Genomic DNA, 23777 nt, shown 5'->3' on the forward strand with positions numbered 1-23777 from the left:
GCAGCAGGGCTGCAGCCGCCGCAACGTTGATGCCCCAAGCCGTCAGAGCGTGCGGCGGACCTCTTCGACCCGGTAGCACTCGATGACGTCGCCGGCGCGCATGTCCTGGAAGTTCTCGAAGGACATACCGCACTCGTAGCCGGAGATGACCTCCTTGGCGTCGTCCTTCAGGCGCTTGAGCTGCGAGAGCTTGCCCTCGTGGATCACCACCTCGTCGCGGATCAGGCGGACATGGGCACCGCGCTGCACGACACCGTCGGTGACGCGGCAACCGGCGATCTTGCCGACCTTCGACACGTCGAAGATCTGCAGAATCTGCGCTTCGCCCAGGCGCTCCTCGCGGAGCGTCGGCGGGAGCATGCCCGACATCGTCGCTTTGATGTCGTCCACGAGGTCGTAGATGATGTTGTAGTAGCGGATCTCGACGCCGTTGCGCTCGGCCGACTCGCGGGCTTCCTTGTGGGCCCGCACGTTGAAGCCGATGACGACGGCCTTGGAGGCCTCCGCCAGCGTGATGTCCGACTCGGTGATGCCGCCGACACCCGCGAGCAGGATGCGGGCCGAGACCTCGTCGTTGCCGAGCTTCTCGAGGGCGCCGTTGATGGCCTCCACCGAGCCCTGCACGTCGCCCTTGACCACGAGCGCCAGTTCCTTGCGGCCGGCACCCTCCTTGAGGTCGCGCATCATGTCGACCAGCGAGCGATTGGCGCCGCCGGTCCGCGCGGCCAGACGCTCGCGCTTCTGGCGGGCACGGTACTCGGTGACCTCGCGGGCACGGGCCTCGCTCGGCACCACCGCGACGCGGTCTCCGGCATCGGGCGTACCGTTGAAGCCGAGCACCTCCACCGGCACCGACGGGCCGGCATAGGAAACGTTCTCACCCTTGTCGTCGATGAGGGCGCGCACGCGGCCCCATTCGGCACCGGCCACGACGATGTCGCCGGTAAACAGGGTGCCGCGCTGGACGAGAACGGTGGCCACGGGGCCGCGGCCGCGATCGAGCTTGGCCTCGATCACCGTGCCCTCGCCGTCGCGGGTCTCGTTGGCGCGCAGGTTCAGGATCTCGGCCTGGAGCTGCAGACCTTCGAGGAGGTCGGGCAGGCCGTCGCCGGTCTTGGCCGAGACCTCGAATTCGAGGGTCTCGCCGCCCATCGATTCGACCTGGATGTCGTGCTGCAACAGCTCGGTGCGGACCCGCTGCGGATTCGCCTCGGGCTTGTCGATCTTGTTGATTGCCACGATGAGCGGCACGCCGGCCGCCTTGGCGTGGCTGATCGCCTCCACGGTCTGGGGCATGACGCCGTCGTCGGCCGCCACCACCAGCACCACGACGTCGGTCACCTTGGCGCCACGGGCGCGCATCGAGGTGAAGGCGGCGTGGCCGGGGGTGTCGATGAAGGTGATCATCTCGCCCGAGGGCGAAGCGACCTGATAGGCGCCGATGTGCTGCGTGATGCCGCCGGCCTCGCCCGAGACGACGGTGGTCTTGCGGATCGCGTCGAGCAGCGAGGTCTTGCCGTGGTCGACGTGGCCCATGATCGTGACGACCGGGGGACGGGGATCGAGATCCTCCTCCAGGTCCGGCTCGTCGTTGAACAGGCCTTCCTCGACGTCGGACTCGGCAACGCGACGGACGGTGTGGCCGAGCTCTTCCGCGATGATCTGCGCCGAATCCGAATCGATCACGTCGGTGATCTTGTGGATCTGGCCCTGCTTCATGAGCAGACGGATTACGTCCACGGCTCGCTCCGACATGCGGTTGGCGAGTTCCTGGATGGTGATCGTCTCAGGAATCGTCACCTCGCGAGACAGCTTTTCCTTCTGCTCGACGTGGCGGTTTCCACTCATGCGCTGCTGGCGCCGCCGGAAGGAGGCGACGGAGCGCGTGCGCTCGTCCTCTCCCGAGGTCGCCGTCGCGATGGTGAGACGGCCGCGATTGCGGTCGCCGCCCGGCTGCTTGGGGGTCTTGGGCGGCGTGATGATCTTGAGCGGCATGCCCGGACGACGGATCACGCGCTTCTGCTCGCTCTCCTCCTCGGCGGCCTGCGGACGGCCCGGAACGCGGGCCGTGGTGGCAGCGGCGCCGGCCGGACGCGTGGCGGTGGCGGCCGTCGGGGTCGCCTCCGGCTCGGGCGCCGGGGCGGGGCGTGCCATGAAGTTCAGGTCGCGGGGCTTGCGCGTATCGGCCGTGATGGTCTTGCGCGGCTCGGCCGGGGTCGGCCTGGCGGTCAAGGGCGGCCGTGCCGCGGGTGCGGCGGGACGGGCAGGCGCCGCCGGTGCGGCGGGAGCCGGAGCCGCTGCGGCCGGGCGGGCCGGAGGTGCCGGCGCGACACGTACGCTGGTCGGCGCCTGCGGCATCGGCGTCGTCGCCTTGGTCGGCGCGGCGGCCGGCGTCGTGGCGGTCACCTCGGCACTGCGGGCGGCCTCCTCGCTGGCGAGCTTGCGCGCCTCCTCGGCGGCGCGACGCTTCTCTTCCTCTTCGAGACGGCGGCGCTCTTCCTCTTCACGCTTGCGCGCAGCGGCGGCGTCACGCTCGCGCTGTTCGGCGGCTTCCTGCTCGCGGCGCTGGGCGGCCTCCTGCTCGGCGATGCGGCGGGACTCCTGCTCGCGACGCTGGGCGTCGGCCAGGGCGGCGGCGCGGGCATCCCGCTCCTGCTCGCTCAAAGTCCGCAGCACCACGCCGGAGGCGGCACGCTGCGCCGGGCGCGTCGGCGCCGGGGCGGCCGGCGGAACCGTGCGCGAAGGGGCCGCCGGGACCGTTTCCCGCGGCGGCGTGGCGGGCGCCGGAGACGCCCCGATGACGCGGCGCTTCACCGTCTCGACCACGACCTGCTTGGTGCGGCCGTGGGAGAAGCTCTGGCGAACCGTGCCCTGCTCGATCGGACGCTTCAACGACAGCGGCTTCGCGGGAGGTCTCGTCTGCGTCTTGTCGCCCGGATTGTTCGTATCGCTCATTCAGTCCAAACCCTGAGGGTTTCCATCGTCCCGTGAACCGGCAAACTGCTGTGCGCCGGGCAAATCCGTCTGGTCGTCGTCTTGCAGATCGGAGGCGGTTCGCCCAACGCGGGTCGTACCGGCCTCGTCGGCCGTCGTGGCAACGCCCTCGAAAAAGCGAAGCCTACGCCAACGCGCAAGGCAGCCGGTACTCCCGACTCCTGCGACGAGTGCCGCATGTATCACATGATCCCGGCCCAAGGCCATGTCCAATTCTTCACTGGACAGATCATCGATCACCGGGACGCTGGATATGGCATCGCCGAAGCGCCGGTGCAATGCCGCCGCGATCTTACGGCGGCCGTCCGCACTCCCGTCGGAGGCCTGGATCACCCCGGCGATGCCGGCCTTGTCGCCGATCGCCGACTCGACCTTGGCAAAGCCCGCCACGACGCAACCCGCCTTGTTGGCAAGCGACAGCGACTGGCGCAGGTCCGCCCGCAGGCCGGCCGCGACCTGATCGGCGAGATCCGCCGCGACCGTCGCGTCCTTCGTCTTGAAGGCGCGCAGGAACAGCTTGCGCTTGACGGCGGTCTCCACCGCCTCCCGGCTCACGGTGAGCCAGGCCCCGCGCCCGGGAAGCTTCGCCCGCAGGTCGGCCACCACGGACCCGTCGGGCGCCAGGACGAACCGGACCAGCCGGCGCGGATTCTGGGCGACCCGCGTGACGATGCAGGTGCGCTCGGCGTCGGCCCGGCCGCGGCCGAGACCCGGATCGAGCAGGTCGGCCTCGGTGTCGTCGGTGGGTTCGGCCGTCATGCGGTGATGCCGCCGTTGAATGGAATGAGGATGGCGCGAGCGTGCGAAAGGAGATTTCTCCCCTGGCGGGGAGGAACCGGAGTTGGGGGTGGCCGGGCCCGCATGGCGCGGACGCAAACACCCCGGCCCCGCCTCTGGAAGGAGAGGGGAGCGGCCGCTACACCGGCTGCGCTTCGGCGTCGTCCTCCGTCGCCTCGGGCTCGGGCAGCGCCTCGATCCAGCCGGCATGGAGGCGGGCAGCCATGATCATGCCCTCGGCCTCGGCGCGGGAGACTTCGAAGCCGTCGAGGTAGCCGGCGTGCTTTACGGCCTCCGGCCCGCGGCCTTCCGTGTAGCCGACGAGATCGTCGGTGGCGCAGCCGGCGAGGTCCTCGACCGACTTCACGTCGTTCTCGCCCAGCGCCACCAGCATCGGCGTGGTGATGCCGTCGATCTCGCGAAGGTCGTCGGCGACGCCGAGCTCGAGACGCTTGGCGTCGAACTCCGATTCGACCCGGGCGAGGTGATCCTGGGCGCGAGCCTGGATCTCGGTGCCGCTCTCCTCGTCGAGCCCCTGGATGTTGCCGAGTTCGCCCGGCTCCACGTAGGCGATCTCCTCGACGGTGCGGAACCCCTCGGCGGCCAGCAGCTGGCCGACCGTCTCGTCGACGTCCAGCGCCTCCATGAACACGGCGGTCCGCTCGGCGAACTCCTTCTGCCGGCGCTCGGATTCCTCGGCTTCAGTCAGGATGTCGATGTCCCAGCCGGTGAGCTGGCTGGCCAGCCGCACGTTCTGGCCGCGACGACCGATGGCCAGCGAGAGCTGGTCGTCGGGCACCACCACCTCGATGCGGTCGGCCTCCTCGTCGAGCACCACCTTGACGACTTCCGCCGGCTGGAGGGCGTTGACGATGAAGGTCGCCTGATCCTCGGACCACGGAATGATGTCGATCTTCTCGCCCTGCAACTCACCGACCACCGCCTGGACGCGGGAACCCCGCATGCCGACGCAGGCGCCGACCGGATCGATCGACCCATCGCGAGAAATCACCGCGATCTTGGCGCGCGAGCCCGGATCGCGGGCGACCGCCTTCACCTCGACGATGCCGTCGTAGATCTCCGGCACTTCCTGGCCGAACAGCTTGGCCATGAACTGCGGGTGCGAGCGGCTGAGGAAGATCTGCGGCCCGCGCACCTCGCGGCGCACGTCGAACAGGTAGGAGCGGATGCGGTCGCCCGGCCGGAAGGTCTCGCGGGGGATCATCTCGTCGCGGCGCACGATGCCTTCGCCGCGCCCGAGGTCGACGATGACGTTGCCGTATTCGACCCGCTTGACGAGGCCGTTCACGATCTCGCCGATGCGGTCCTTGTACTCGTCGAACTGGCGGTCGCGCTCGGCGTCGCGGACCTTCTGCACGATGACCTGCTTGGCCGATTGCGCGGCGACGCGCCCGAAGTCGAACGGCGGCAGGGTATCGGAGATGACGTCGCCCACCAGCGCACCGGGGTTGAACCGCCGGGCCTGGTCGAGGGTGACCTCGCGGGCGTCGTTCTCGACCTGATCCACCACCACGAGGTGGCGCGACAGGCGCAACGCCCCGGTCTTCGGGTCGATCTCGGCGTGCACGTCGGTCTCGGCGCCGTAGCGCGAGCGGGCGGCCTTGGCGATGGCCTCCTCCATGGCGTCGATGACGATGGAACGGTCGATCACCTTCTCGCGCGCGACTGCTTCGGCGATCTGCAGGAGTTCGAGCCTGTTGGCGCTGACGACGGCCATCGGTTTTCGTCCTTCTCTTCGTCGGTGAGACGTATTCGCCGCCCCGCATTAATGCGGGGCGACGGAAAAAATCAGTGGAGCTTGCCGTCGTCCTTCACCCGCACAGCCTTGGTGCGGACGGGCTTGGCCTTGTTCCTGGCCTTGGCGGCGAGGCTCGCTTGCGTTTCGACCTTGTCCGGCTTCGGCTTGGCCGAGGCCTTGGGCTTAAGCGGGCGCGAGACCGTCTTCTTGGGGGGCGCCGGTTCGGGCGCCGCCTCGATCTCGTCGGCGTCCACGTCGTCGTCCTCGTCATCGTCGAGGACGGGCGGACCGCCGCGGCGCAGGGATTCGCGCACGAGATCGTCCGTGAGCACGAGATAGGCGTCGCCGAGGTCCCGAAGCGGCAGGTCGATCCGGCTCGGCAGCCCCTCCTTCACGTCGGGCAGATCGATCGGCACCGTCCGCCCGTCGGGGTTGGGCACGCCGATGATCCCGCGGAAACGCTTGCGGCCGTCCAGCGGCACGGCCAGTTCGACCTTGGCCTCGTAGCCCGCCCAGCGTGCGAAATCGCAGGCCCGCACCAGCGGCCGGTCGATCCCGGGAGACGAGATCTCGAGGTAGTACGGCTTGCCGATGGGGTCGTCGAGGTCGAGCAGCGGCGAGATCGCGCGACTCACGATCTCGCAATCGCCCACCGACATGGTGCCGTCCGGCCGCTCGGCCATGATCTGGACGGTGCAGCCGTTGGCGCTCGACACCCGCACCCGCACGACACGGAAGCCCAGGCCCTCGATCGAGGCCTCGATGACCTGCACCACCCGCGCGGCGACGCCCGTCTCGGTGATGAGCCGCTTCTCGGTGGGGTCCGTGTCTGGAATATCCGCCATGCTGCGCTTTGAGGTCCGGCCCTATGGGACGTTCCGGCCCGGAAGGCGTTGCGGCAATAAAAAAGAGCGGACCCGGTGGGGCCCACTCCCGAACCGCAGCCTTACGACTGCAACCAGAACTGATCCCGTTTTGTACGCGCCCCGGCGCCTGGTTTCAAGCGGTTTTCCCGCGGCCGCCGTCCGCGATCATCATCTCGCCGCGTCGGCCCCCGATGCACCGGGCCGGAGCGAGCCCGAGGAGGAAGTGGACGATGACGGCAGACCCGCGATTCGGACCTGATCCCGACTGCCTCCATCCGATCCCCGGGCACCGGCGTGTGACGTTCATCCGCAATCTCGACCTGCCGGCCAACGTCACGGTCGGGGCCTATACCTACTACGACGATCCGGCCGGGCCGCAGGCCTTCCTCGACGCGATTCTCTACCATTTCGCCTTCCTCGGCGACCGCCTCCGGATCGGCCGCTTCTGCGCCATCGCGGCAGGCACGCACTTCCTGATGAACGGCGGCAACCACCGGCTCGACGCGCCTTCGACCTATCCCTTCGTGATTTTCGGCGGCGCCTGGGCCGGACGTTTTGAGGAGGAGGCAGCCTTCCCTCATCGCGGCGACACGGTGATTGGCCACGATGTCTGGCTCGGCTTCGAGAGCACCATCCTGCCGGGCGTCATCATCGGCGACGGCGCCGTGGTGGCGGCCAAATCCGTGGTCACCCGCGACGTACCGCCCTACGCCATTGTCGCCGGCAATCCGGCGACGCTCGTCCGCATGCGCTTTCCGCCGGAGATCGCCGAGCGCCTGCAGGCGGTGGCGTGGTGGGATTGGGACGTCGCGCGGATCACGCGGTGCCTGCCAGCGATCAGCGGTGGGGAAGTGGCGGCGTTGGAGATGGAGGCGGCCAGAGATCTGAGCGTTAGGTAGGCAGCCGCGTGCGACGACAAACGCCCGATCGTCGTCTTGGGCTTCGGTAAACCCACCGCTGCAGGCCCTTGGGCACAAACCGCCGATTGTGCTCCTCGATCTAGCCAACGCCTTCGAGCGGAAACGCATTTCGCTGCCAGTGCGGCTCCAACGGGCTCCCGACGAGGTTTTCCGCCTCCCATTGCGCCAGGAGGGCACAGAGAGCAGCGCGGTCCCCGGAGCGCAGCGGCTGATCCAGGGCGCGAAGGCGGTCGTACACGCGTTGTTCCGCCGGGTTCTCCGCAGGTTGCCCCCCGACACGATGAGCTTTCAACTCAGACAGGAGTTCTCGCGCTCTTTCGATCTCACCGAGCGCGAGGCAAGCGCCCAGATGCCAGTAGTGATTCAAGTAACCGCTTCGCTGCGGGTCGTCGCGCTGGAACTCCAGACACCCGCGCGTCGTGTCCAGGGAGCGGAACAGCGGCAGAACCTCCCCTTCGATGCGATCGACAAAATCCCCGTAGATCGTTGGATCGGACCAGATCCAGCCCCATCCACCCGGGAATTGCTTGGACCGACCGACGCGATCGCCGCAACGCCCCAGACTGGACCAGGATGTCGTCTCGGGCATGAAGTACGCGACGATATGCCAGCTAATGGCACAGCTGTCGGGATCGGATGTCCGATCAATCAGGATCAACCGCCCGACGTGATCGATCGGTGTGAGCCAGAGGCTGTTCTTTCCGGCGGCCACGAGATCGGGATTGCGTGCAAGAAGCGGCGCCGAGAGCTCCTTGATCTGGCGAGCGGTCGTCATGGTTGTGGGCGGACCTGAATCATGATGATGCCTCTCGATGTCGGGAAATGCCGCTTTGCGGTTCTGGCCAGGACGAGGGCTCGATCGTAGCTGAGGCCTTCTTGGCCGGTCTTCGGGTCGTATACGCAGACCATCTGGTCCGGTGTCAGCTCGGAGATGTCGAGCCGCGTCGAGTTTCTCGCGCCGTAACGTATTTCGTTTCCGGTTGTCTTGTCCATTGAATATTCAGTCCTGATCTCGGGATAGTTTCGAGCTTTGAATGTCTTTTGAACATCTAAATGAATGAGACTTCCAAGTCTCGTCTTGTCGAGATTTCAGTTCGCTGCCGTCAGGCGTCGCGTCGCCTCGTCGGTCACGGCCTGGACCTCCTCGCTATGCGGGCAGAATTGGTGGAGGGTGGATAGATCGACCGGTCCGACCCACACCTTCGAATACTTCTTGCCCTCGTCCGGTTCGAAATCGTACCGCAGGGCAATCGAGCCCCGTTCCTTGCCGAGGCCGGCGGATCGCGCCGCGAGAACCGTCAGCAACATCGCCCCGGCTTCGAGCGTCGCGGCAAGGGTGGGCGCGACGAATGGCAGGGCCGGCAGGAAGGCCGGCCGCACCGTCGCTTCCGGCGCGGTGCCATCGGTCGCGAAGGTCGAGCGCGACAGAATTTCGCCGGTCTGCCCATCCCGAATGGTCTGGGTCTCGCCGGAGTTCTCGAAGATTCGGCTGTCTCCGTCGGGGGTGACGACCGTGTGGTGTTCGTCCCATTCGTCACGCCCGGACCGGATGCGGAGGGTGAGAACCTCGCCGCCGTCCAGCATCGTCCGGTGCTCGGTCGTCTCGCCCGAAATCGGAGCGTAAGGACCCGCCTGTCGCCCCCCTCCGGAGCCGCCGTCCGACGTCCAGCGGCCGCCGTCGCTCTGGCCCGCCGGAGCGCGGGGCTGATCGGGGCTGTACTTGCGGCTCAGGGAGCGGCGGAGGCGGATCAGCTTGGTCTCGGTCCTCAGCACCGCGAGGAGCAGGCGCAGGTCACGCGCCTCGGTAGCTGGTCCAGACAAACCCCGACGTTGGATCTCTGACACGGCGATCTCCAATGTTCATGTTTTGTTCTCACTTTGCTAGTCTATAATAGGAAATAAATCAATGGGAATGTGCCGTCCACCGACTGTCCCGCCCAACGAAAAACGCCGCCCCGCGAACGGGACGGCGTCACCGGAGACCGGATCGATCCCCGTGGCCCCAGGGGGTCACAGGGGGGGCGCCGACGTCAGGCCGCTTGCTTGGACGCGCCCAGCAACTTGCGGTTGATCAGCATCTCGGCGATCTGCACCGTATTTAGCGCCGCGCCCTTGCGCAGGTTGTCCGAGACGCACCAGAACGACAGGCCGTTGTCGACCGTCGAATCGGCACGGATGCGCGAGACGTAGGTGGCGTCTTCGCCCGCCGCCTCGTGGGGGGTCATGTAGCCGCCGGGCTCGCGCTTATCGACCACGAGGATGCCCGGCGCCGAGCGCAGGATGGCGGTGGCCTCCTCGGGCGAGATCGGGTGTTCGAACTCGACGTTCACCGCCTCCGAATGGCCGATGAACACCGGCACCCGCACGCAGGTGGCCGTGAGCTTGATCTTGGGATCGAGCATCTTCTTGGTCTCGGCGACCATCTTCCACTCTTCCTTGGTGGAACCGTCGTCGAGGAACACGTCGATCTGCGGGATGACGTTGAAGGCGATCCGCTTGGGGAACTTCTCCATGGTCATCTGGCCGGCGGTGAACACCGACCGGGTCTGCTGGAACAGCTCGTCCATGGCGTCCTTGCCGGCGCCGGAGACCGACTGATAGGTCGAGACCACCACGCGCAGGATCTTGGCGACGTCGTGCAGGGGCTTGAGGGCCACCACGAGCTGGGCCGTCGAGCAGTTCGGGTTGGCGATGATGTTCATCTTCGTGAAACCCGAGATCGCGTCCGGGTTCACCTCGGGCACGATCAGCGGCACGTCCGGGTGGTAGCGGAACGCCGAGGAGTTATCGATCACGACGCAGCCGGCCTGGCCGATGCGGGGCGACCATTCCTTCGAGATCTCGCCGCCCGCCGACATCAGGCAGATGTCGGTGTCGGAAAAATCGTAGTCGTCGAGCGCCTTCACCTTCAGGATCTTGTCGCCGAAGGAGACCTCCTGGCCCATGGAGCGGCGCGAGGCGATGGCCACGACCTCGTCCGCCGGGAAGGCGCGCTCGGCGAGGATGTCCAGCATCTCGCGTCCGACATTGCCCGTCGCACCGACGACGGCGACCTTGTAACCCATCTCGTTCACTCCGTTTCCTGAGGATGCCCGGCGACCGGACCGCGGCGATGCCGCGGCTCCCGGACGTGTCGTCGCGTCCCCGCATTCGGTCGCCCACCGCGCCACGGACCCGGCTCGCTGTCACGCGACCCGGCTCGGGTCAGCGCCGCCGGCTATCGAGACGTGCGAACGTCTCCGCACGGGACGCGGGGCGGACATCGGCCCAACCAAGACGCCGTGCTCCGGTGGCTGTCAAGGGACGTCGGGTGCCTGCGAAGGAAGCGTTCACCGCGATGCAGGAAAGATGGTGTCTCGAATGCCCGGTGAAACGCGATGGCATCCGCGGGGGCGCCATACCGCGAGGCCGAGGACGACACGCCCGTCGTCGGCGAGAGCCAGCCCGCGAGACAGATGCCCCCACGCGCCGCATCCCCGCTCGTCCCCGAACGCGGCCTTTCGGCGCCTCGCCGCGGATTGCCGTGGAGCTCCGTGAGACGGGCGGGCGTCGCCGTGGTGCTGGTCGCCGTCCTCAGTGCCTTGGCCGTCGAGCGGGAGGTATCCCGGTCGACCGATGCCCAGCCCCAGGCAGGGGTCGCGCAGGCGTACACACCCTCGGCCGCCGTCCCCGCGCGCGCCGCCATCCCAGACGCACCCTCGCGATTCAGCCTCGACGAGGCCGACCCCACGGCCCCCTCCCGGCTCGATCCGGCCCGGCGCGACCCGGCGACGGGACGGCGCGAGGACGGCCTCAGCCAGGGCTCCTTTGCAGACCACGAGACGCCGTACCTGCGCCTCGTGGTCGTGGACGGTCCTGCCGACGAGGCGCCGGCGCTGTTCGTGACGATGGTCCGGCGCGCGGCGGACGGCCCGTCGCTCTTCGTCTCCCGCACCGGCGAGCGCGGGCGCATCGACAGCCGATCCGGCCCCCTGGAGACCCTCGAGGCGAAGCTGACCGCGCTGCCTGACGGCGACGGCAGCCGGACCTGCACCGGCTTCACCACCCGGCCGCCGGCCGCGATCCGGATCGAGGGGTGGCTGTGCGCGCCCCTCGGTCAGGCACCCGAGCCGAGCGCGATCGCCTGCGCCCTCGACAAGCTGGTTAGGAACGGCCAAGCTTCGATCGCACGAGGCGACGTGGCGGGGATCGTGGCGCGGGCCACACCCCGGGAAGGGACGGATTGCGGCGCGCCGCCCGCCGCCACCGCCCACACCGGATCGATCGGCCGGCCCGCCAAGCGCAATGAGGCAAGAGTGCGGCGAAATGCGCAAGCGAGGCCTTAAGTTGCAAACCTGGGCCTTAAGCTCGGAACAACGATCGTCCTGATACGTCTTTCTCCCATGATCGGGCGGCGAGGCCCAAGGCCCCTCCGCTCACCGACTTCCAGACACGAGGTGCTTCCATGCGCGTTGCCGCTCTCGCCCTGATGGGCGCTCTCACCGTCGCCGGGTCGATCGCCGGCCTCGGTACCGTCACCCCGGCCCATGCCCAGTCGCGCGGCTACACCGTCGAGCGCGTCGGTCCGGCCCTGCCGATCCGCATCCGTCCGCGCAGCTGGCTCGATGGCAGCAACGTGGTGGAGCCCGGCAACGGCTCGGTGAGCAACCCGGCCACCAACCCGCAGTTCATCACCGCCAGCTACCTGAACACGCCGCCCTACGGCCGCAACGACCGCTTCGGCGCCGGCAACATCTCCGATCCGATCACCAACGGTCCGTTCGTGGGCGCCCGTTCCAGCGCGATCCGCGGCGTCGACTTCTCGGCTATCGACGTGATCGACCCGACCTCCTATGCGGCGCGCTACGGCAGCCCGTACTGACCCTGACGCAACGTTCCACGACGTGCCGTTAAGGCGTCGGCCCCAGCCAGCGGGCCGGCGCCTTTTCTTCGTTGCCGTCAGCGCAGGCGCGCCGCCAGCGCGTCGGCGACGGCCTTGCCCATGGCGGCCGTGCCGATAGCGGCGATCCCCTCGCCGGCGATGTCAGCCGTCCTGGCGCCCGAGGCGAGGGTGTCGGTGATGGCGCGGTCGACGAGATCGGCGGCCTCGCCGAGGCCGAACGAGTAGCGCAGCGCCATGGCCAGGGATCCGATCATGGCGATGGGGTTGGCGATGTCGCGGCCGGCGATGTCGGGGGCCGAACCATGGACCGGCTCGTAGAGCGCCTTGCGGCTGCCCTTTCCGTCGACGGCGCCCAGGGACGCCGAGGGCAGCATCCCGAGGGAGCCGGTGAGCATCGCAGCCACGTCCGAGAGCACGTCGCCGAACAGGTTGTCGGTCACCAGCACGTCGAACTGCTTGGGACGCCGCACGAGCTGCATCGCGCAATTGTCGGCCAGCACGTGCTCGAGCGTCAGGTCGGCATGGTGCTCGGCGTGGACGCGGGTGACCACCTCCTTCCACAGCACGCCCGACTTCATGACGTTGTGCTTCTCGGCCGAGGAGACCCGGCCCGATCGCTTGCGTGCGAGGTCGAAGGCCACATGCGCGATCCGCTCGATCTCGGCGGTGGTGTAGACCTGGGTATCGACGGCACGCTTGGAGCCGTCCGGCAGCGTGGTGATCTCCTTGGGCTCGCCGAAGTAGACGCCTCCGGTCAACTCGCGCACGATCATGATGTCGAGGCCCTCGACGAGGTCGCGCTTAAGCGCCGAGGCATCGGCCAGCGCCGGGTAGCAGATCGCCGGGCGCAGGTTGGCGAAGAGGCCGAGGTCCTTGCGCAGGCGCAGCAGGCCGGCCTCGGGACGGATCTCGTAGGCCACGGTCGCCCATTTCGGCCCGCCGACGGCGCCGAGCAGGATCGCGTCGGCCGCATCGGCCCTGGCCAGCGTCGCATCGGCGAGCGGGACGCCGTGGGCATCGATCGCCGACCCGCCGACGAGGTCGCGCTCGATCTCGAAGCGCGCGAGACCGGCGCCGCTCAGCACGCCGAGCACCACCTCCACCTGGGCCATCACCTCGGGGCCGATTCCGTCGCCGGGCAGGAGGAGGAGCTTGTAGCTGGTCATGGCGGGGCACTCGCTGACGGGATGATCACGGCACCGCGCGGCTGTAGCGAGACCGTCCGGCCGTTGGCAAGGGAGTGGGCGCTCCCCCGCCGCCCGTGACCCGAGGGTCCGCCGTCCCGAACGATCAATGGCCGCCGCGGGTCAGCGTCGCGCCGGGCTTGTCGTGACGGCCGACGCGGTCGACCAGACTGGCCGTCGCCTCGTTCATGCCGACGATCTCCACCGGCACGCCCTGATGACGGAACTTGAGCACGACGCGGTCGAGGGCGTCGATGCTGCTGATGTCCCAGAAGTGTGAGGCGGTCAGGTCGATCGCCACGGCGGCGAGGTCTGTTTCGCGAAAGTCGAAGGCGGCATGGAACGCCTCCGCCGTGGCGAAGAAGATCTGGCCCGTCACGACGTAGCGCCGCCGGTTCGACGCCTCGTCGCGGTGCGCGGTGACGGAGAAGAACCGCGTCACCTTGTGGGCGAAGAACAGGCCGCTCAGGACGACGCCGAACAGCACGCCCTTGGCGAGGTCGTGGGTGACCACCACCACGACGACGGTGCCGAGCATGACGAAGCTGGAGCTCTTGGGGTGGGTGAGCAGCGTGCGCACCGACTTCCATTGGAAGGTGTTGATCGACACCATGATCATCACCGCAACGAGGGCCGCCATGGGGATCCGCGCCACATAGGGTCCGAGCACCACGATGAGGAAGAGCAGGAACGCGCCCGCCCAGAGGGTGGAGAGCCGGCCCCGCCCGCCCGAGGAGACGTTGATCACCGATTGGCCGATCATGGCGCAGCCGGCCATGCCGCCGAAGAAGCCGGCGGTGACGTTGGCGAGGCCCTGGCCGGCGCACTCGCGGTTCTTGTCGGAGGTGGTGTCGGTCATCTCGTCGAGGATCGCCGCCGTCATCAGGCTCTCCAGCAGGCCGACCATGGCGAGCGTGAGGGCGTAGGGCAGGATGATCCGCAGGGTCTCCAGGGTGAGCGGCACCTGCGGCAGGGCGAACCACGGCAGCTCGTCGGGAAGCGCGCCCATGTCGCCGACGGTGCGCAGATCGAGCCCGAACCACATCGAAACCCCGGTGAGCAGGACGATGGTGACGAGGGGGGAGGGGACGGCCTTCGTCAGGTAGGGAAGGCCGTAGATGAGGCCGAGGCCGACCGCCGTCATCACGTAGACACCGGTGCCGCGCCCGATCAGCTCCGGCATCTGCGCGAGGAAGATCAGGATCGCCAGGGCGTTGACGAAGCCGGTGACCACCGAGCGCGACACGAAGCGCATGAGGTCGCCCAGGCGAAGCAGGCTCGCACCGACCTGGATGAGGCCGGTGAGGATGGTCGCGGCGAACAGGTAGCCGAGGCCGTGGTCCTTCACGAGAGTGACCATCAGGAGGGACATCGCCCCCGTGGCCGCCGAGATCATCGCCGGCCGCCCCCCGGCGAAGGCGGTGACGACGGCGATGCAGAACGAGGCATAGAGGCCGACCTTGGGGTCGACGCCGGCGATGATCGAGAAGGCGATGGCCTCCGGGATCAACGCCAGGGCGACGACGGTGCCCGCCAGGATTTCACGCGTGACGTTGGGAGCCCACTCGCTCCGGAGGTGCTGGATCGACATCGCAATAAACGGCTTTCGAAAGCCCCGCGCGCATCGCGCCGGCAGGGGCCAGGCATCACGGACCCGGCCGCCGCTGGCGGGCCGGGCGAACGACTTCGGACGACGCGGCCGCTACGGCGGCGTCAGCCCCAGGAAGTCGATGAACCGTTTGAGATGCATGGCGCTCCCATACCACGCCCTTGCCGCGACGCAACATCGCCGGGCGTGGCGGGAGTCCGCGTCAGACCGTCCGCATCACCGTGAAGCGCGCTGCCTGACGCAGGGTCTCGGCCTTCTCGCCCCAGGAGACGACGGCCGCGTCGCAGACATCCACCAGCCGGTCGCATTCGGCCCGTGCGCCGTCCAGGCCGAGCCGGTCCACCAGCGTCGCCTTGCCGGCGTCCTTGTCCTTGCCGGTGGCCTTGCCCATCGCCTCGGGCGAGGCCTCGCGGTCGAGGATGTCGTCGGCGATCTGGAAGGCCTGGCCCAGGGCCAGGCCGTAGCGCAGCAGCGCCGCGCGCTGGTCCGAGGTCGCGCCGCCCACCAGGGCGCCGGCGTCCACCGAAAACGCCAGGATCGCGCCGGTCTTCATGGCCTGGAGCTGGAGCGTGTCCTCGACGGTGAGCGACACCGGCCCGAACCGGCCCTCGGCGCCGAGGTCGAGGATCTGGCCTCCGACCATCCCGCCGAGGCCCGAAGCCCTGGCCAGACCGAGCACGAGGTCGGCCCGGATGGCCGCCTGGGGCTGCCACGTCGGGTCGGCCAGGATCTCGAAGGCGAGGGTCTGGAGCGCATCGCCGACGAGGATCGCGGTGGCGTCGTCGTAGGCCTTGTGGACGGTGGGCTTGCCGCGGCGCAGGTCGTCGTCGTCCATGGCCGGCATGTCGTCGTGGACCAGGGAATAGCAGTGGACGAGCTCGATCGCCGATCCGGCGGCCAGGGCGCCGGCCTCGTCGCCGCCGAGCATGCGCGCGGTCTCCACCGCCAGGAACGGGCGCAGGCGCTTGCCGCCGCCCAGTACAGCATGGCGCATCGCCTCCATCAGCCGCGCCGGACGGACGATCTCGCCGGTCTGGGTCGCGTCGCCGAGGCGTTCGGCGAGGAAGGCCTCGACGGCGTCGGCCGTCGCGCCGAGCTTGTGGGTAAAGGCCTGCGTCGCGGCATCCACCTTGACCGAAGCGTGCGATGGTTGCGTTGAACTCATGGTCGGTCTTTCGACGGTGGCGGCGAGGCGAGCGGGTGTTGCGTGTGGTGAGACGCGATCAGGACGACGAGGAGGACATGGGGCGCCCCCTCGAGCGGGCCGGGCGCCGGAGCGGGGGATTGCGGCGCATGGTCGGCGTGGTCATGCTGCTCCCTCTCCTCCTGCTGGTGTCCGTCGTCGGCCTCGCGCTCGTCTATAGCGCGGTGACGCCGCCCTCAACCCTGATGCTGGGGCGATGGTTGACGCTCCAGCCCGTGGCGCGCGACGCCGTGGGCCTCGACGCGATCTCGCCCCTGCTCGTCCAGGCGGTGATCGCATCGGAGGACCAGCGTTTCTGCCAGCACGGCGGCGTCGACTGGGGCGCCCTGCGCGACGTGGTCGACGACGAGGAAGGCCCGAGCCGGGGCGCCTCCACGATTTCGATGCAGACGGTCAAGAACGTCTTCCTCTGGCCGGGCCGCTCTGTCGTCCGCAAGGCCCTGGAAATTCCCCTGGCCATGGTTGTCGACACGCTTTGGGGCAAGGTCCGCGTCCTGGAAGTCTATCTCAACGTCGCCGAGTGGGGGGAGGGGGTGTTCGGGGCGGAGGCCGCCGCCCAGCGTTGGTTCGGCAAGCCCGCCCGCGCGCTCACCCGCGGCGAGGCCGCGCTGCTGGCCGCCGTTCTGCCCAACCCGATCCTGCGCAATCCGGCCCTGCCGTCGCGGGGCGTGCGAGCGCAGGCCGCGCGCATCCAGGCGCGAATGAATGCAGTCTCCGGCCTGATGGGCTGCTTGAAACGCTGACGGTTTTGACGGGACGGGCACTGGTGCACCGCTCGGCGATCGGCGATACGGCCAACCTGCCTGTTCCGGATCGCGTCTCCCCATGCTCTGTCGCCCCCGCGTCGCCCTCGCGCTCGCCTTGTGTGCCGCCCTGAACGCCCCGCAGGCGCTCGCCAACGACAGTGCCGCCGAACTGGATGCCGGTGGCCTCGTCCTGGTGAAAGACCCCGAGGTCGCCCTCGTTCGCGAGGATCTCACCATCGGCCTCGACCGGATCACCGTGCGCTACGTCTTCCGCAATCGCTCGGCGGCCGCGCGCACCCTCAAGGTGGCGTTCCCGCTTCCGCCCATCGATGGCGCGGAACTGACCAGTTCCGCGCAGAGCCTGCCGGACGAATCGAGCCCCAACTTCGTCGGGTTCACGGTGACGGTGGACGGTCAGGCGCTGACGCCGCAACTCGAGGAACGCGCCTTCCTGGGAGCCCGCGAGGTCAGCGATCTCCTGCGCAAGCACGCCGTTCCCCTCAATCCCATGCGCCGGGACGCCTACGGAGCGGCGGTGGCCAAGCTCACGCCGACGGCGAAGGCCGAACTCGCCGCCGCGGGGCTGATCCCAGAGGACGAGGGCCCCGATGGCGGGCAATGGCGCAGCGAGGCCAAGTTTTATTGGGATCAGACCTTTCCGGCCGGGCGCGATCTCGTCATCGAGCATGCCTACCGGCCGGTGAAGGGCAGCATCCTCATCGGACGCAGCGACCTCGACGACCGCGCCTTCCGCCAGCGTTACTGCCTCGATGATGCCGGCGTCGCGGGCGTGCGTCGGTTTCTCGCCGGAAAGGGCAAGGACGATGCGGTGCGGGGCGTCGTGGTCCCCTACATCGTCACCACGGCGCGCAACTGGGCCGGGACCATCGGTACCTTCGCGCTGACCATCGACAAAGGGCATCCGAAGACCCTCGTGAGCCTGTGCCGGAACGGTCTCGTCAAGACCGGGCCCAGTACTTTCTCCTTCACCGCCACGAACTTCGTGCCCGATGCCGACCTGCGGGTCCTCTACGTCTCCCAGGATGCGGAGGCTCTCGGTATCCGATAGAGCCAAGCTGGAATGCTTCTCGAAAGACCTCCGATGCCCGAACCGACACCGACCGTTGATCTCACCTTAGAGCGCATCGCGCTGATCCGCCGGATGGTGGTGGCATGGAACCCCGAGGGCGTGGGTGCCCCGATCGTCCATCCCGACGCGCCCTACGGCAGCGCCGACCGTGACGGCGACATCGCCAACGTCACCGGTGACGACGACGGCGCCGACGAGGAACACCGAGCGCTCGGCGACGCCCTCGCGGTGTTCGTCACCCACGCCGTCCTCAAGCCCGGCCGCTACGCCTATCACAACACCCTGGCCAAGCTCGCCTCGGACGACGTCGGCGACGTGTTCCGCGACGAGGACACCGGGGAAACGCCCGAGCACATCACCTTCGACGTGACGGCCGAGCACCTGGCGCTGATCCCGGCCCTGGCAATCGTCTGGGACGAAGGCCGCGACATCCCGGCGGTCGACTCGGAGGCGCCCTACGGCGCCGCGCGAGACGTTGCCGGCCTCGGTCCGCTCCATCACGAGATGCAGCCGGCCCTGCAGATCTTCCTGCGGTACGCCGACCTCGGCCCCGGGTTGTTTCCGGCCAGACCGCTCGCGTGATGTGAAAGCCGGCGTCGGCCTCCAGCTTTCGCCCCGGGGGCGTCAGGGACCGACCGGGCACCGGCCTCTTCGACCCGGCGCGTTTATGCCCCCAGCACCTTCTTGCGCTGCGCCAGGGTCCGCAGCCGCAGCGCGTTTAGCTTGATGAACCCGGCCGCGTCGCGGTGATCGTAGGCGACCGCGCCCTCCTCGAAGGTGACGAGGTCCTGGTCGTAGAGCGAGTTCGGGCTCGACCGGCCGATGACGTGGATGCCGCCCTTGTAGAGCTTCAGCCGGACCTCGCCGGTGACCATTTCCTGGCTCTTGTCGATGAGGGCCTGGAGCATCTCGCGCTCCGGCGAGAACCAGAAGCCGTTGTAGATCAGCTCCGCGTATTGCGGCATGATCTGGTCCTTGAGGTGCGCGGCACCCCGGTCCAGCGTGATCGACTCGATGGCGCGGTGGGCCGGCAGCAGGATGGTGCCGCCCGGCGTCTCGTACATGCCGCGGCTCTTCATCCCGACGAAGCGGTTCTCCACGAGATCGAGGCGGCCGATGCCGTTGTCGTGGCCGAGCTGGTTGAGCTTGGCCAGCAGGGTGGCCGGGGACATCGCCACCCCGTCGATGGAGACCGCGTCGCCCTTCTCGAAGCCGATGGTGACCACGGTGGGGGTATCGGGCGCGTCCTCCGGCGAGAGGGTGCGCGAGTACACGTAGTCCGGAACCTCGTCGGCGGGATCTTCCAGCACCTTGCCCTCGGAGGAGGCGTGCAGGAGGTTGGCATCCACCGAGAATGGGCTCTCGCCGCGCTTGTCCTTCGAGATCGGGATCTGGTGCGCCTCCGCGAAGGCGATCAGGGCTTCGCGCGAGCGCATGTCCCACTCGCGCCAGGGGGCGATGACGGTGACGTCGGGCTTGAGGGCGTAGTAGCCGAGTTCGAACCGGACCTGGTCGTTGCCCTTGCCGGTGGCGCCGTGACAGACCGCATCGGCCCCGACCCTCTCGGCGATCTCGATCTGCTTCTTGGCGATGAGCGGCCGGGCGATCGAGGTGCCCAGCAGGTAGACGCCCTCGTAGACCGCATTGGCGCGGAACATCGGAAACACGTAGTCGCGCACGAACTCTTCGCGCAGGTCCTCGATGAAGATGTTCTCGGGCTTGATCCCGAGGAGTTCGGCCTTGCGGCGAGCCGGCTCCAACTCCTCGCCCTGGCCGAGGTCGGCGGTGAACGTCACCACCTCGCAGCCGTATGTGGTCTGCAGCCACTTGAGGATGATCGAGGTGTCGAGACCGCCGGAATAGGCGAGGACGACCTTCTTGACGGTCTTGGGAAGCTCGGCCTGGGGAGTCTCGGACGTCATGGGTCTCGCTTCGCTCGACGGGTCGTGATCGGGGTCTCTTGGGCTTACCAGCCGGGCGATACGCCGTGCAACCGCCATGCCGCCCGTGCGTTCGCCCCCCCGAGACCGGTGACGCGCCGCCGCCTTGCGGCATAGGGTGCGTCACGCCACGGTACTTCCCGACCAACCACCCTGGAGAGGCGACGAATGGCGCGGCGGCCGACCCTGGAATTCTGGTACGAATTCGCGTCCACCTACTCATATCTGGCGGCGATGCGCGTGGAGGCGGCGGCGGCGGCGGCCGGCGTCGAGATCCGCTGGCGACCCTTCCTGCTCGGTCCGATCTTCGCGGCCCAGGGCTGGAATTCCTCCCCCTTCAACCTCTTCCCGGCCAAGGGCAAGGCGATGTGGCGCGACGTCGAGCGCGAGGCTGCCCGGCTGGCGCTGCCGCCGCTGACGCGGCCCAACCCCTTCCCCCAAAACAGCCTGAGCGCCACCCGAGCGGCCACCTACGGCATGGACCACGACTGGCTGGTGCCGTTCTCCAAGGCGGTGTTCGAGAGCGTGTTCGCGAAGGGCCAATCCATCGCGGAGCCTTCGGCGGTGGTGGCGCTCCTCGACGGCCTCGGCCTCGACGGCACGGTGATCCTCAAGGCCGCCGCCCTGGAGGCCAACAAGGGCCGCCTGCGGGTGAACGGCGAGGAAGCCCGCTCGCGCGGCATCTTCGGCGCCCCCACCTTCCTCACCGAGGACGGCGAATTGTTCTGGGGCAACGACCGCCTCGATCAGGCGCTGGCCTGGTCGGTGGGAGACCGCCCCGGCACGCTGCGCTGAGACGCTACCGACGGATCGAGCGGGTGGCGCCTGCGCGGACCATGCAGGCGACCGCCCCGGCCAAATGCTTGTCCGGGGCGTCGTGGTTCGAGGGATCGCACGGGTCGTTCGGCATCTGCCGCGAGGTCGCATCGGCCCAAGGCGGGGCCGGCGGCCACGACCGCGGCGGTCACGGGACCCGTGCCGTCTCGGCAGTCGGCGTCGACGCCGAGCAGCGGAGAAACGCGGGGCCGAGTCCGGTCGGCACGATCCGGCCATGGCGTCACGGCGCACAACTCTCCGACAAGGACAATTTTTACTTCTGATATCACTTATTTTTTAAACCATCGCCAGACCGACAACGCTTGGCAATATGAATACCTCTTGAAAAACAGATTTTTTACATGCGCGACATTTCCGAAAAACTACCGTATGGTTCAGCTCCCGACATTTGAATGCCATGCCGTTCTTGCGTCACGATGCCCTGTGGATGTCGATGAGACGTCGCGCGGTCCGGTCGATCGACCGCCCCTCGGCGGCGCCGGATCCGCCAATGCGCATCTCGCGGCTGGCATGAGGAGACGATCGACATGAGAGCCAGTCCACCGACGTGCACCACATGGACCCCTCGGCATCTGCGGCTGGCCATCGACGCCGCCGGTGTCGCCCTGTGGTCCTGGAACGTCGACGACGACACGTTCACAATGGACGAGTACGGACACACGCTCTGGGACCTCCCGATGAGCGAGCGCGTCAGCTTCGAGGATCTCTCCTCGCGCATCCATCCCGCCGACAAGGACCGGGTGAGGGCGGCGTTCTCCGCGACCCGGGCCATCCTCGGTCCCTACGAGACCGACTTCCGCGTCCTCCATGGCACCGACGTCCGCTGGATCTCCGCCCGCGGCCAGGGCGACGACCACGGCATCGTCGGGGCGATCATGTTCGGCATCTTCCTCGACGCCACCGGACGCAAGCAGGCCGAGGAAGGCCAGGAGCTGCTGGCGGGCGAGATGAGCCATCGCGTCAAGAACCTGCTGGCGATCGCGGCTTCGCTGACAGCGATCACCTCGCGTTCCACCTCCACCACCACCGACATGGCGCGCGAGCTCACCCAGCGCCTCACCGCCCTCGGGCGGGCGCACGACCTCGTCCGTCCGCTGCCCGGCGGCCAGGGAAAGGCCGCCCTTCTCGGCGACCTGCTGTCGATCCTGCTGGCGCCCTACGACGACATGGGCGCCTTCAGCGGACGTATCCGCGTCTCGGTGCCCAGGATGGGAGTGGGGGAGGCGGCGGCGACGACGCTGGCGCTCGTCATCCACGAGCTGGCGACCAACTCGCTCAAGTACGGCGCCCTCTCGGTCGCCACGGGCACCCTCGACATCTCCTGCCCCGTGCAAGAGGACACCGTGGTGATCACCTGGACGGAAAGAGGCGGCCCGCGGGTATCGGCTCCCACGGGGCCCGGCGGCTACGGCAGCAAGCTCCTGAACCGGGCCATGACCCAACAGCTCGATGGCGCGGTGGAACGGACCTGGGACGAGGCCGGCGTGGTGGTCACCTTGCAGATGAACAAGGCCTACCTGGTGGCGTGAGGTCCGGCCTCGGCCGACGCGAGACGTCGAGAGCCGTGGCGGCGGCCGTGAGCGACAGGGATGCGAACGATCCGTGTCCCAACGCGCCGGCGGGCCCGGGCCCCGCCAACGCCCGGCTGTCGGTCCTATGAACGGGGGCGACGCACCGTCGAAGCGTCATGGGTCTTCGGGACGGTCGGACATCGAGCACCGCCGTTCTGCACGGCGGCATCGGTCGTCTGGCCGGTCCGGCGGGGGCGCGGTGACGGCGTTGCCGCCGCTTGAAGGATGATGCGATGACCGCTGACCGGGTCCAATATGACCATGGGAAGGCTCCTTGCCACAGACAATCGGAGCGCGACCGCATGGCTAAGGTAAAGTGACGACACAATTTTTTGTTACGAATATCTTATGACGAATCCTTATTCCATTTTCTTTTCGTCTTGATTTCGAACTGACCCCGCTCGGTCATTTGTGTTTTTCCGCTGTCAATCTATTTCGTTGCTATCGCTGGTCGCAAATCGAGGGCGTCGGCGCCTGTGAGTAGGATGTGCTCCCGCCTGATCGTCGCGGAGAGACACTTGGCACCCACTGACATGGGCTGTCGCATGCCGTATCCGAACGGGATGATCGCAGCCGCGATAGCCTGCGGGTGGCCCGCGCCGGAGCCCTGCGGCCTCACGTCTCGGCGCCCCCAAGTCGTCGTGAGTTAGGTATCTTCCTGATTGAAGGCAGATATCGGCAAAAGCCGTCGCGTGAATCCGAACAATATTTTGATCTTCGCTCCGCACCGCCAAGGCCAAGCGAAACTTTTCCCGTTCGAAAGGGTTTCCGATTGTCGACAGTCGGGGTCGGCGTGCGCGTCGCACCCGAGTAAAAGCGCCTCGTCGCAGGAACGACATCCGCGAATCGCCCGGACGTCGTGGCCACCCTCGGCTCACCAAGGCAATACATGAAACTCCGTCACGGCCTGCCGGCCGCCCTCCGCGGCGGCGCGTTCCCAACTACTCGCGCCCTGGCAGAATGCCGGATCGCCGGTGCCACGTCGGAACAGGCGATCCTTCATACGTCGGTGTCGGCGCGCTCTCCTCGGGCCTGCGGGCGGACCGGATCATCGGAGCCGAGGCTTGCGGTTCGGCCGACAGGATCGCCGGCATGGTCAGGAACGCCGTCTTCGCGCCGACGGACCGGCGCATCGACGCGGTCATGGACTCGGGCGGCTTCTTCAGCCCGGGCGAGGACGGCATCGTCGTGCCGATACGGGCGATGAAGGTGTCGCATGAGCGCGACAGTGTCATCCCGCCGTTCTTCCGCGCCGAGGTGAGGGGGATCCCCCCTATGCCGGACCGGGACTACAAGTGGCCCTCGAACGACGCCTGGCGCGCCCGCAAGGACGCCTTGTTCGGCCGGCCCTGCGGAGCGAGCACCGAGAGATTGTGAGGAAACCGATTTGAGCGACCG

At 68.2% G+C, this 23777-nt stretch carries 22 protein-coding genes; 10 read left to right on the plus strand and 12 right to left on the minus strand.

From position 1 onward, the window contains the following. Positions 1 to 42: 42 nt before the first annotated feature. The 4 genes from infB to rimP form a co-directional block, all read right to left on the minus strand. On the minus strand, positions 43 to 2955 hold the full coding sequence (gene infB, locus ASF39_RS14585) for a translation initiation factor IF-2 (protein ID WP_055883644.1): 2913 nt from the start codon (positions 2953 to 2955) through the stop codon (positions 43 to 45). Beyond that, on the minus strand, positions 2956 to 3753 hold the full coding sequence (locus ASF39_RS14590) for an RNA-binding protein (RefSeq protein WP_056285050.1): 798 nt from the start codon (positions 3751 to 3753) through the stop codon (positions 2956 to 2958). It lies immediately after the preceding gene. Between the two features lie 157 nt (positions 3754 to 3910). Further along, entirely contained in the window at positions 3911 to 5509 is a 1599-nt protein-coding gene (gene nusA, locus ASF39_RS14595; RefSeq protein WP_055883639.1) for a transcription termination factor NusA, read from the minus strand. A 71-nt stretch (positions 5510 to 5580) separates the two neighbouring features. Then, on the minus strand, positions 5581 to 6375 hold the full coding sequence (gene rimP, locus ASF39_RS14600; RefSeq protein WP_056285053.1) for a ribosome maturation factor RimP: 795 nt from the start codon (positions 6373 to 6375) through the stop codon (positions 5581 to 5583). A 251-nt stretch (positions 6376 to 6626) separates the two neighbouring features. Between rimP and ASF39_RS14605 the strand changes: the two genes are divergently transcribed. Further along, positions 6627 to 7295, plus strand: a complete 669-nt coding sequence (locus ASF39_RS14605) for a CatB-related O-acetyltransferase (protein ID WP_056285058.1) — start codon at positions 6627 to 6629, stop codon at positions 7293 to 7295. A 100-nt stretch (positions 7296 to 7395) separates the two neighbouring features. Here the strand turns inward: ASF39_RS14605 and ASF39_RS14610 are convergent, their stop codons facing one another. From ASF39_RS14610 to ASF39_RS14620, 4 genes are all read right to left on the minus strand, one after another. Next, on the minus strand, positions 7396 to 8091 hold the full coding sequence (locus ASF39_RS14610; protein WP_056285061.1) for a hypothetical protein: 696 nt from the start codon (positions 8089 to 8091) through the stop codon (positions 7396 to 7398). Further along, positions 8088 to 8309: a hypothetical protein gene (locus ASF39_RS21425; protein ID WP_156648501.1), complete on the minus strand. Its 222-nt coding sequence runs from the start codon at positions 8307 to 8309 to the stop codon at positions 8088 to 8090. Before ASF39_RS21425 ends, ASF39_RS14610 begins: the two co-directional genes overlap by 4 nt. A 96-nt stretch (positions 8310 to 8405) precedes the next feature. Continuing rightward, positions 8406 to 9173, minus strand: a complete 768-nt coding sequence (locus ASF39_RS14615) for a hypothetical protein (RefSeq protein WP_156648502.1) — start codon at positions 9171 to 9173, stop codon at positions 8406 to 8408. Between the two features lie 173 nt (positions 9174 to 9346). Beyond that, complete coding sequence (locus ASF39_RS14620) at positions 9347 to 10381, minus strand: aspartate-semialdehyde dehydrogenase (RefSeq protein ID WP_055884641.1); 1035 nt, start codon at positions 10379 to 10381, stop codon at positions 9347 to 9349. 468 nt (positions 10382 to 10849) lie between these two features. Between ASF39_RS14620 and ASF39_RS14625 the strand changes: the two genes are divergently transcribed. Both ASF39_RS14625 and ASF39_RS14630 read left to right on the plus strand, forming a co-directional pair. Then, a complete protein-coding gene (locus tag ASF39_RS14625) occupies positions 10850 to 11641 on the plus strand; it encodes a hypothetical protein (RefSeq protein WP_244472417.1) in 792 nt (263 codons plus the stop codon). 119 nt (positions 11642 to 11760) lie between these two features. Beyond that, the gene (locus tag ASF39_RS14630) at positions 11761 to 12177 is read left to right on the plus strand and encodes a hypothetical protein (protein ID WP_056285070.1); all 417 of its coding nucleotides are present in this window, start codon (positions 11761 to 11763) and stop codon (positions 12175 to 12177) included. 77 nt (positions 12178 to 12254) lie between these two features. On the opposite strand, the gene leuB is transcribed toward ASF39_RS14630, so the two are convergent. The 3 genes from leuB to ASF39_RS14645 all read right to left on the minus strand — a co-directional run bounded on the left by leuB (position 12255) and on the right by ASF39_RS14645 (position 16156). Next, a complete protein-coding gene (gene leuB, locus ASF39_RS14635; protein ID WP_055883621.1) occupies positions 12255 to 13364 on the minus strand; it encodes a 3-isopropylmalate dehydrogenase in 1110 nt (369 codons plus the stop codon). 124 nt (positions 13365 to 13488) lie between these two features. After that, a complete protein-coding gene (locus ASF39_RS14640) occupies positions 13489 to 14973 on the minus strand; it encodes a SulP family inorganic anion transporter (RefSeq protein ID WP_156648503.1) in 1485 nt (494 codons plus the stop codon). A gap of 220 nt (positions 14974 to 15193) precedes the next feature. After that, entirely contained in the window at positions 15194 to 16156 is a 963-nt protein-coding gene (locus ASF39_RS14645) for a polyprenyl synthetase family protein (RefSeq protein ID WP_055883618.1), read from the minus strand. A gap of 44 nt (positions 16157 to 16200) precedes the next feature. Between ASF39_RS14645 and mtgA the strand changes: the two genes are divergently transcribed. The 3 genes from mtgA (at position 16201) to ASF39_RS14660 (ending at position 18613) form a co-directional block, all read left to right on the plus strand. Then, positions 16201 to 16938, plus strand: a complete 738-nt coding sequence (gene mtgA / locus ASF39_RS14650) for a monofunctional biosynthetic peptidoglycan transglycosylase (protein WP_156648504.1) — start codon at positions 16201 to 16203, stop codon at positions 16936 to 16938. A gap of 82 nt (positions 16939 to 17020) precedes the next feature. Next, complete coding sequence (locus tag ASF39_RS14655) at positions 17021 to 18010, plus strand: DUF4424 domain-containing protein (protein ID WP_056285077.1); 990 nt, start codon at positions 17021 to 17023, stop codon at positions 18008 to 18010. A gap of 33 nt (positions 18011 to 18043) precedes the next feature. Continuing rightward, on the plus strand, positions 18044 to 18613 hold the full coding sequence (locus ASF39_RS14660; RefSeq protein WP_056285080.1) for a hypothetical protein: 570 nt from the start codon (positions 18044 to 18046) through the stop codon (positions 18611 to 18613). Positions 18614 to 18696: 83 nt separating this feature from the next. On the opposite strand, the gene ASF39_RS14665 is transcribed toward ASF39_RS14660, so the two are convergent. Then, a complete protein-coding gene (locus tag ASF39_RS14665) occupies positions 18697 to 19953 on the minus strand; it encodes an argininosuccinate synthase (protein WP_055883607.1) in 1257 nt (418 codons plus the stop codon). Positions 19954 to 20139: 186 nt separating this feature from the next. Here ASF39_RS14665 and ASF39_RS14670 point away from each other — a divergent pair, with 186 nt between their 5' ends. From ASF39_RS14670 to ASF39_RS14685, 4 genes are all read left to right on the plus strand, one after another. Continuing rightward, positions 20140 to 20766 carry a 2-hydroxychromene-2-carboxylate isomerase gene (locus ASF39_RS14670; RefSeq protein WP_055883604.1) on the plus strand — a complete coding sequence of 209 codons (627 nt, stop codon included), beginning with the start codon at positions 20140 to 20142 and terminating at the stop codon, positions 20764 to 20766. A gap of 41 nt (positions 20767 to 20807) precedes the next feature. Further along, positions 20808 to 21071 carry a hypothetical protein gene (locus tag ASF39_RS22110; RefSeq protein ID WP_056285083.1) on the plus strand — a complete coding sequence of 88 codons (264 nt, stop codon included), beginning with the start codon at positions 20808 to 20810 and terminating at the stop codon, positions 21069 to 21071. A gap of 264 nt (positions 21072 to 21335) precedes the next feature. Continuing rightward, on the plus strand, positions 21336 to 22337 hold the full coding sequence (locus ASF39_RS14680; RefSeq protein WP_055883601.1) for a sensor histidine kinase: 1002 nt from the start codon (positions 21336 to 21338) through the stop codon (positions 22335 to 22337). Positions 22338 to 23471: 1134 nt separating this feature from the next. Then, complete coding sequence (locus ASF39_RS14685) at positions 23472 to 23756, plus strand: hypothetical protein (protein WP_056285086.1); 285 nt, start codon at positions 23472 to 23474, stop codon at positions 23754 to 23756. Positions 23757 to 23777: the final 21 nt, after the last annotated feature.

It is taken from the genome of Methylobacterium sp. Leaf108, assembly GCF_001423265.1.
Lineage (GTDB): Bacteria > Pseudomonadota > Alphaproteobacteria > Rhizobiales > Beijerinckiaceae > Methylobacterium.

Bases quoted from the DNA above. Each gene is read 5' to 3' on its own strand.
- ASF39_RS14605 (WP_056285058.1), top strand. From the start codon at position 6,627: ATGACGGCAGACCCGCGATTCGGACCTGATCCCGACTGCCTCCATCCG.
- ASF39_RS14670 (WP_055883604.1), top strand. From the start codon at position 20,140: ATGGCGCGGCGGCCGACCCTGGAATTCTGGTACGAATTCGCGTCCACC.
- ASF39_RS14685 (WP_056285086.1), top strand. From the start codon at position 23,472: ATGGTCAGGAACGCCGTCTTCGCGCCGACGGACCGGCGCATCGACGCG.
- leuB (WP_055883621.1), bottom strand. From the start codon at position 13,364: ATGACCAGCTACAAGCTCCTCCTCCTGCCCGGCGACGGAATCGGCCCC.
- ASF39_RS14620 (WP_055884641.1), bottom strand. From the start codon at position 10,381: ATGGGTTACAAGGTCGCCGTCGTCGGTGCGACGGGCAATGTCGGACGC.
- ASF39_RS14640 (WP_156648503.1), bottom strand. From the start codon at position 14,973: ATGTCGATCCAGCACCTCCGGAGCGAGTGGGCTCCCAACGTCACGCGT.
- ASF39_RS14590 (WP_056285050.1), bottom strand. From the start codon at position 3,753: ATGACGGCCGAACCCACCGACGACACCGAGGCCGACCTGCTCGATCCG.
- ASF39_RS14655 (WP_056285077.1), top strand. From the start codon at position 17,021: ATGCTCTGTCGCCCCCGCGTCGCCCTCGCGCTCGCCTTGTGTGCCGCC.
- rimP (WP_056285053.1), bottom strand. From the start codon at position 6,375: ATGGCGGATATTCCAGACACGGACCCCACCGAGAAGCGGCTCATCACC.
- ASF39_RS14630 (WP_056285070.1), top strand. From the start codon at position 11,761: ATGCGCGTTGCCGCTCTCGCCCTGATGGGCGCTCTCACCGTCGCCGGG.
- ASF39_RS14645 (WP_055883618.1), bottom strand. From the start codon at position 16,156: ATGAGTTCAACGCAACCATCGCACGCTTCGGTCAAGGTGGATGCCGCG.
- ASF39_RS14680 (WP_055883601.1), top strand. From the start codon at position 21,336: ATGAGAGCCAGTCCACCGACGTGCACCACATGGACCCCTCGGCATCTG.
- ASF39_RS14665 (WP_055883607.1), bottom strand. From the start codon at position 19,953: ATGACGTCCGAGACTCCCCAGGCCGAGCTTCCCAAGACCGTCAAGAAG.
- ASF39_RS21425 (WP_156648501.1), bottom strand. From the start codon at position 8,309: ATGGACAAGACAACCGGAAACGAAATACGTTACGGCGCGAGAAACTCG.
- ASF39_RS14660 (WP_056285080.1), top strand. From the start codon at position 18,044: ATGCCCGAACCGACACCGACCGTTGATCTCACCTTAGAGCGCATCGCG.
- ASF39_RS14610 (WP_056285061.1), bottom strand. From the start codon at position 8,091: ATGACGACCGCTCGCCAGATCAAGGAGCTCTCGGCGCCGCTTCTTGCA.
- ASF39_RS22110 (WP_056285083.1), top strand. From the start codon at position 20,808: ATGCAGGCGACCGCCCCGGCCAAATGCTTGTCCGGGGCGTCGTGGTTC.
- nusA (WP_055883639.1), bottom strand. From the start codon at position 5,509: ATGGCCGTCGTCAGCGCCAACAGGCTCGAACTCCTGCAGATCGCCGAA.
- infB (WP_055883644.1), bottom strand. From the start codon at position 2,955: ATGAGCGATACGAACAATCCGGGCGACAAGACGCAGACGAGACCTCCC.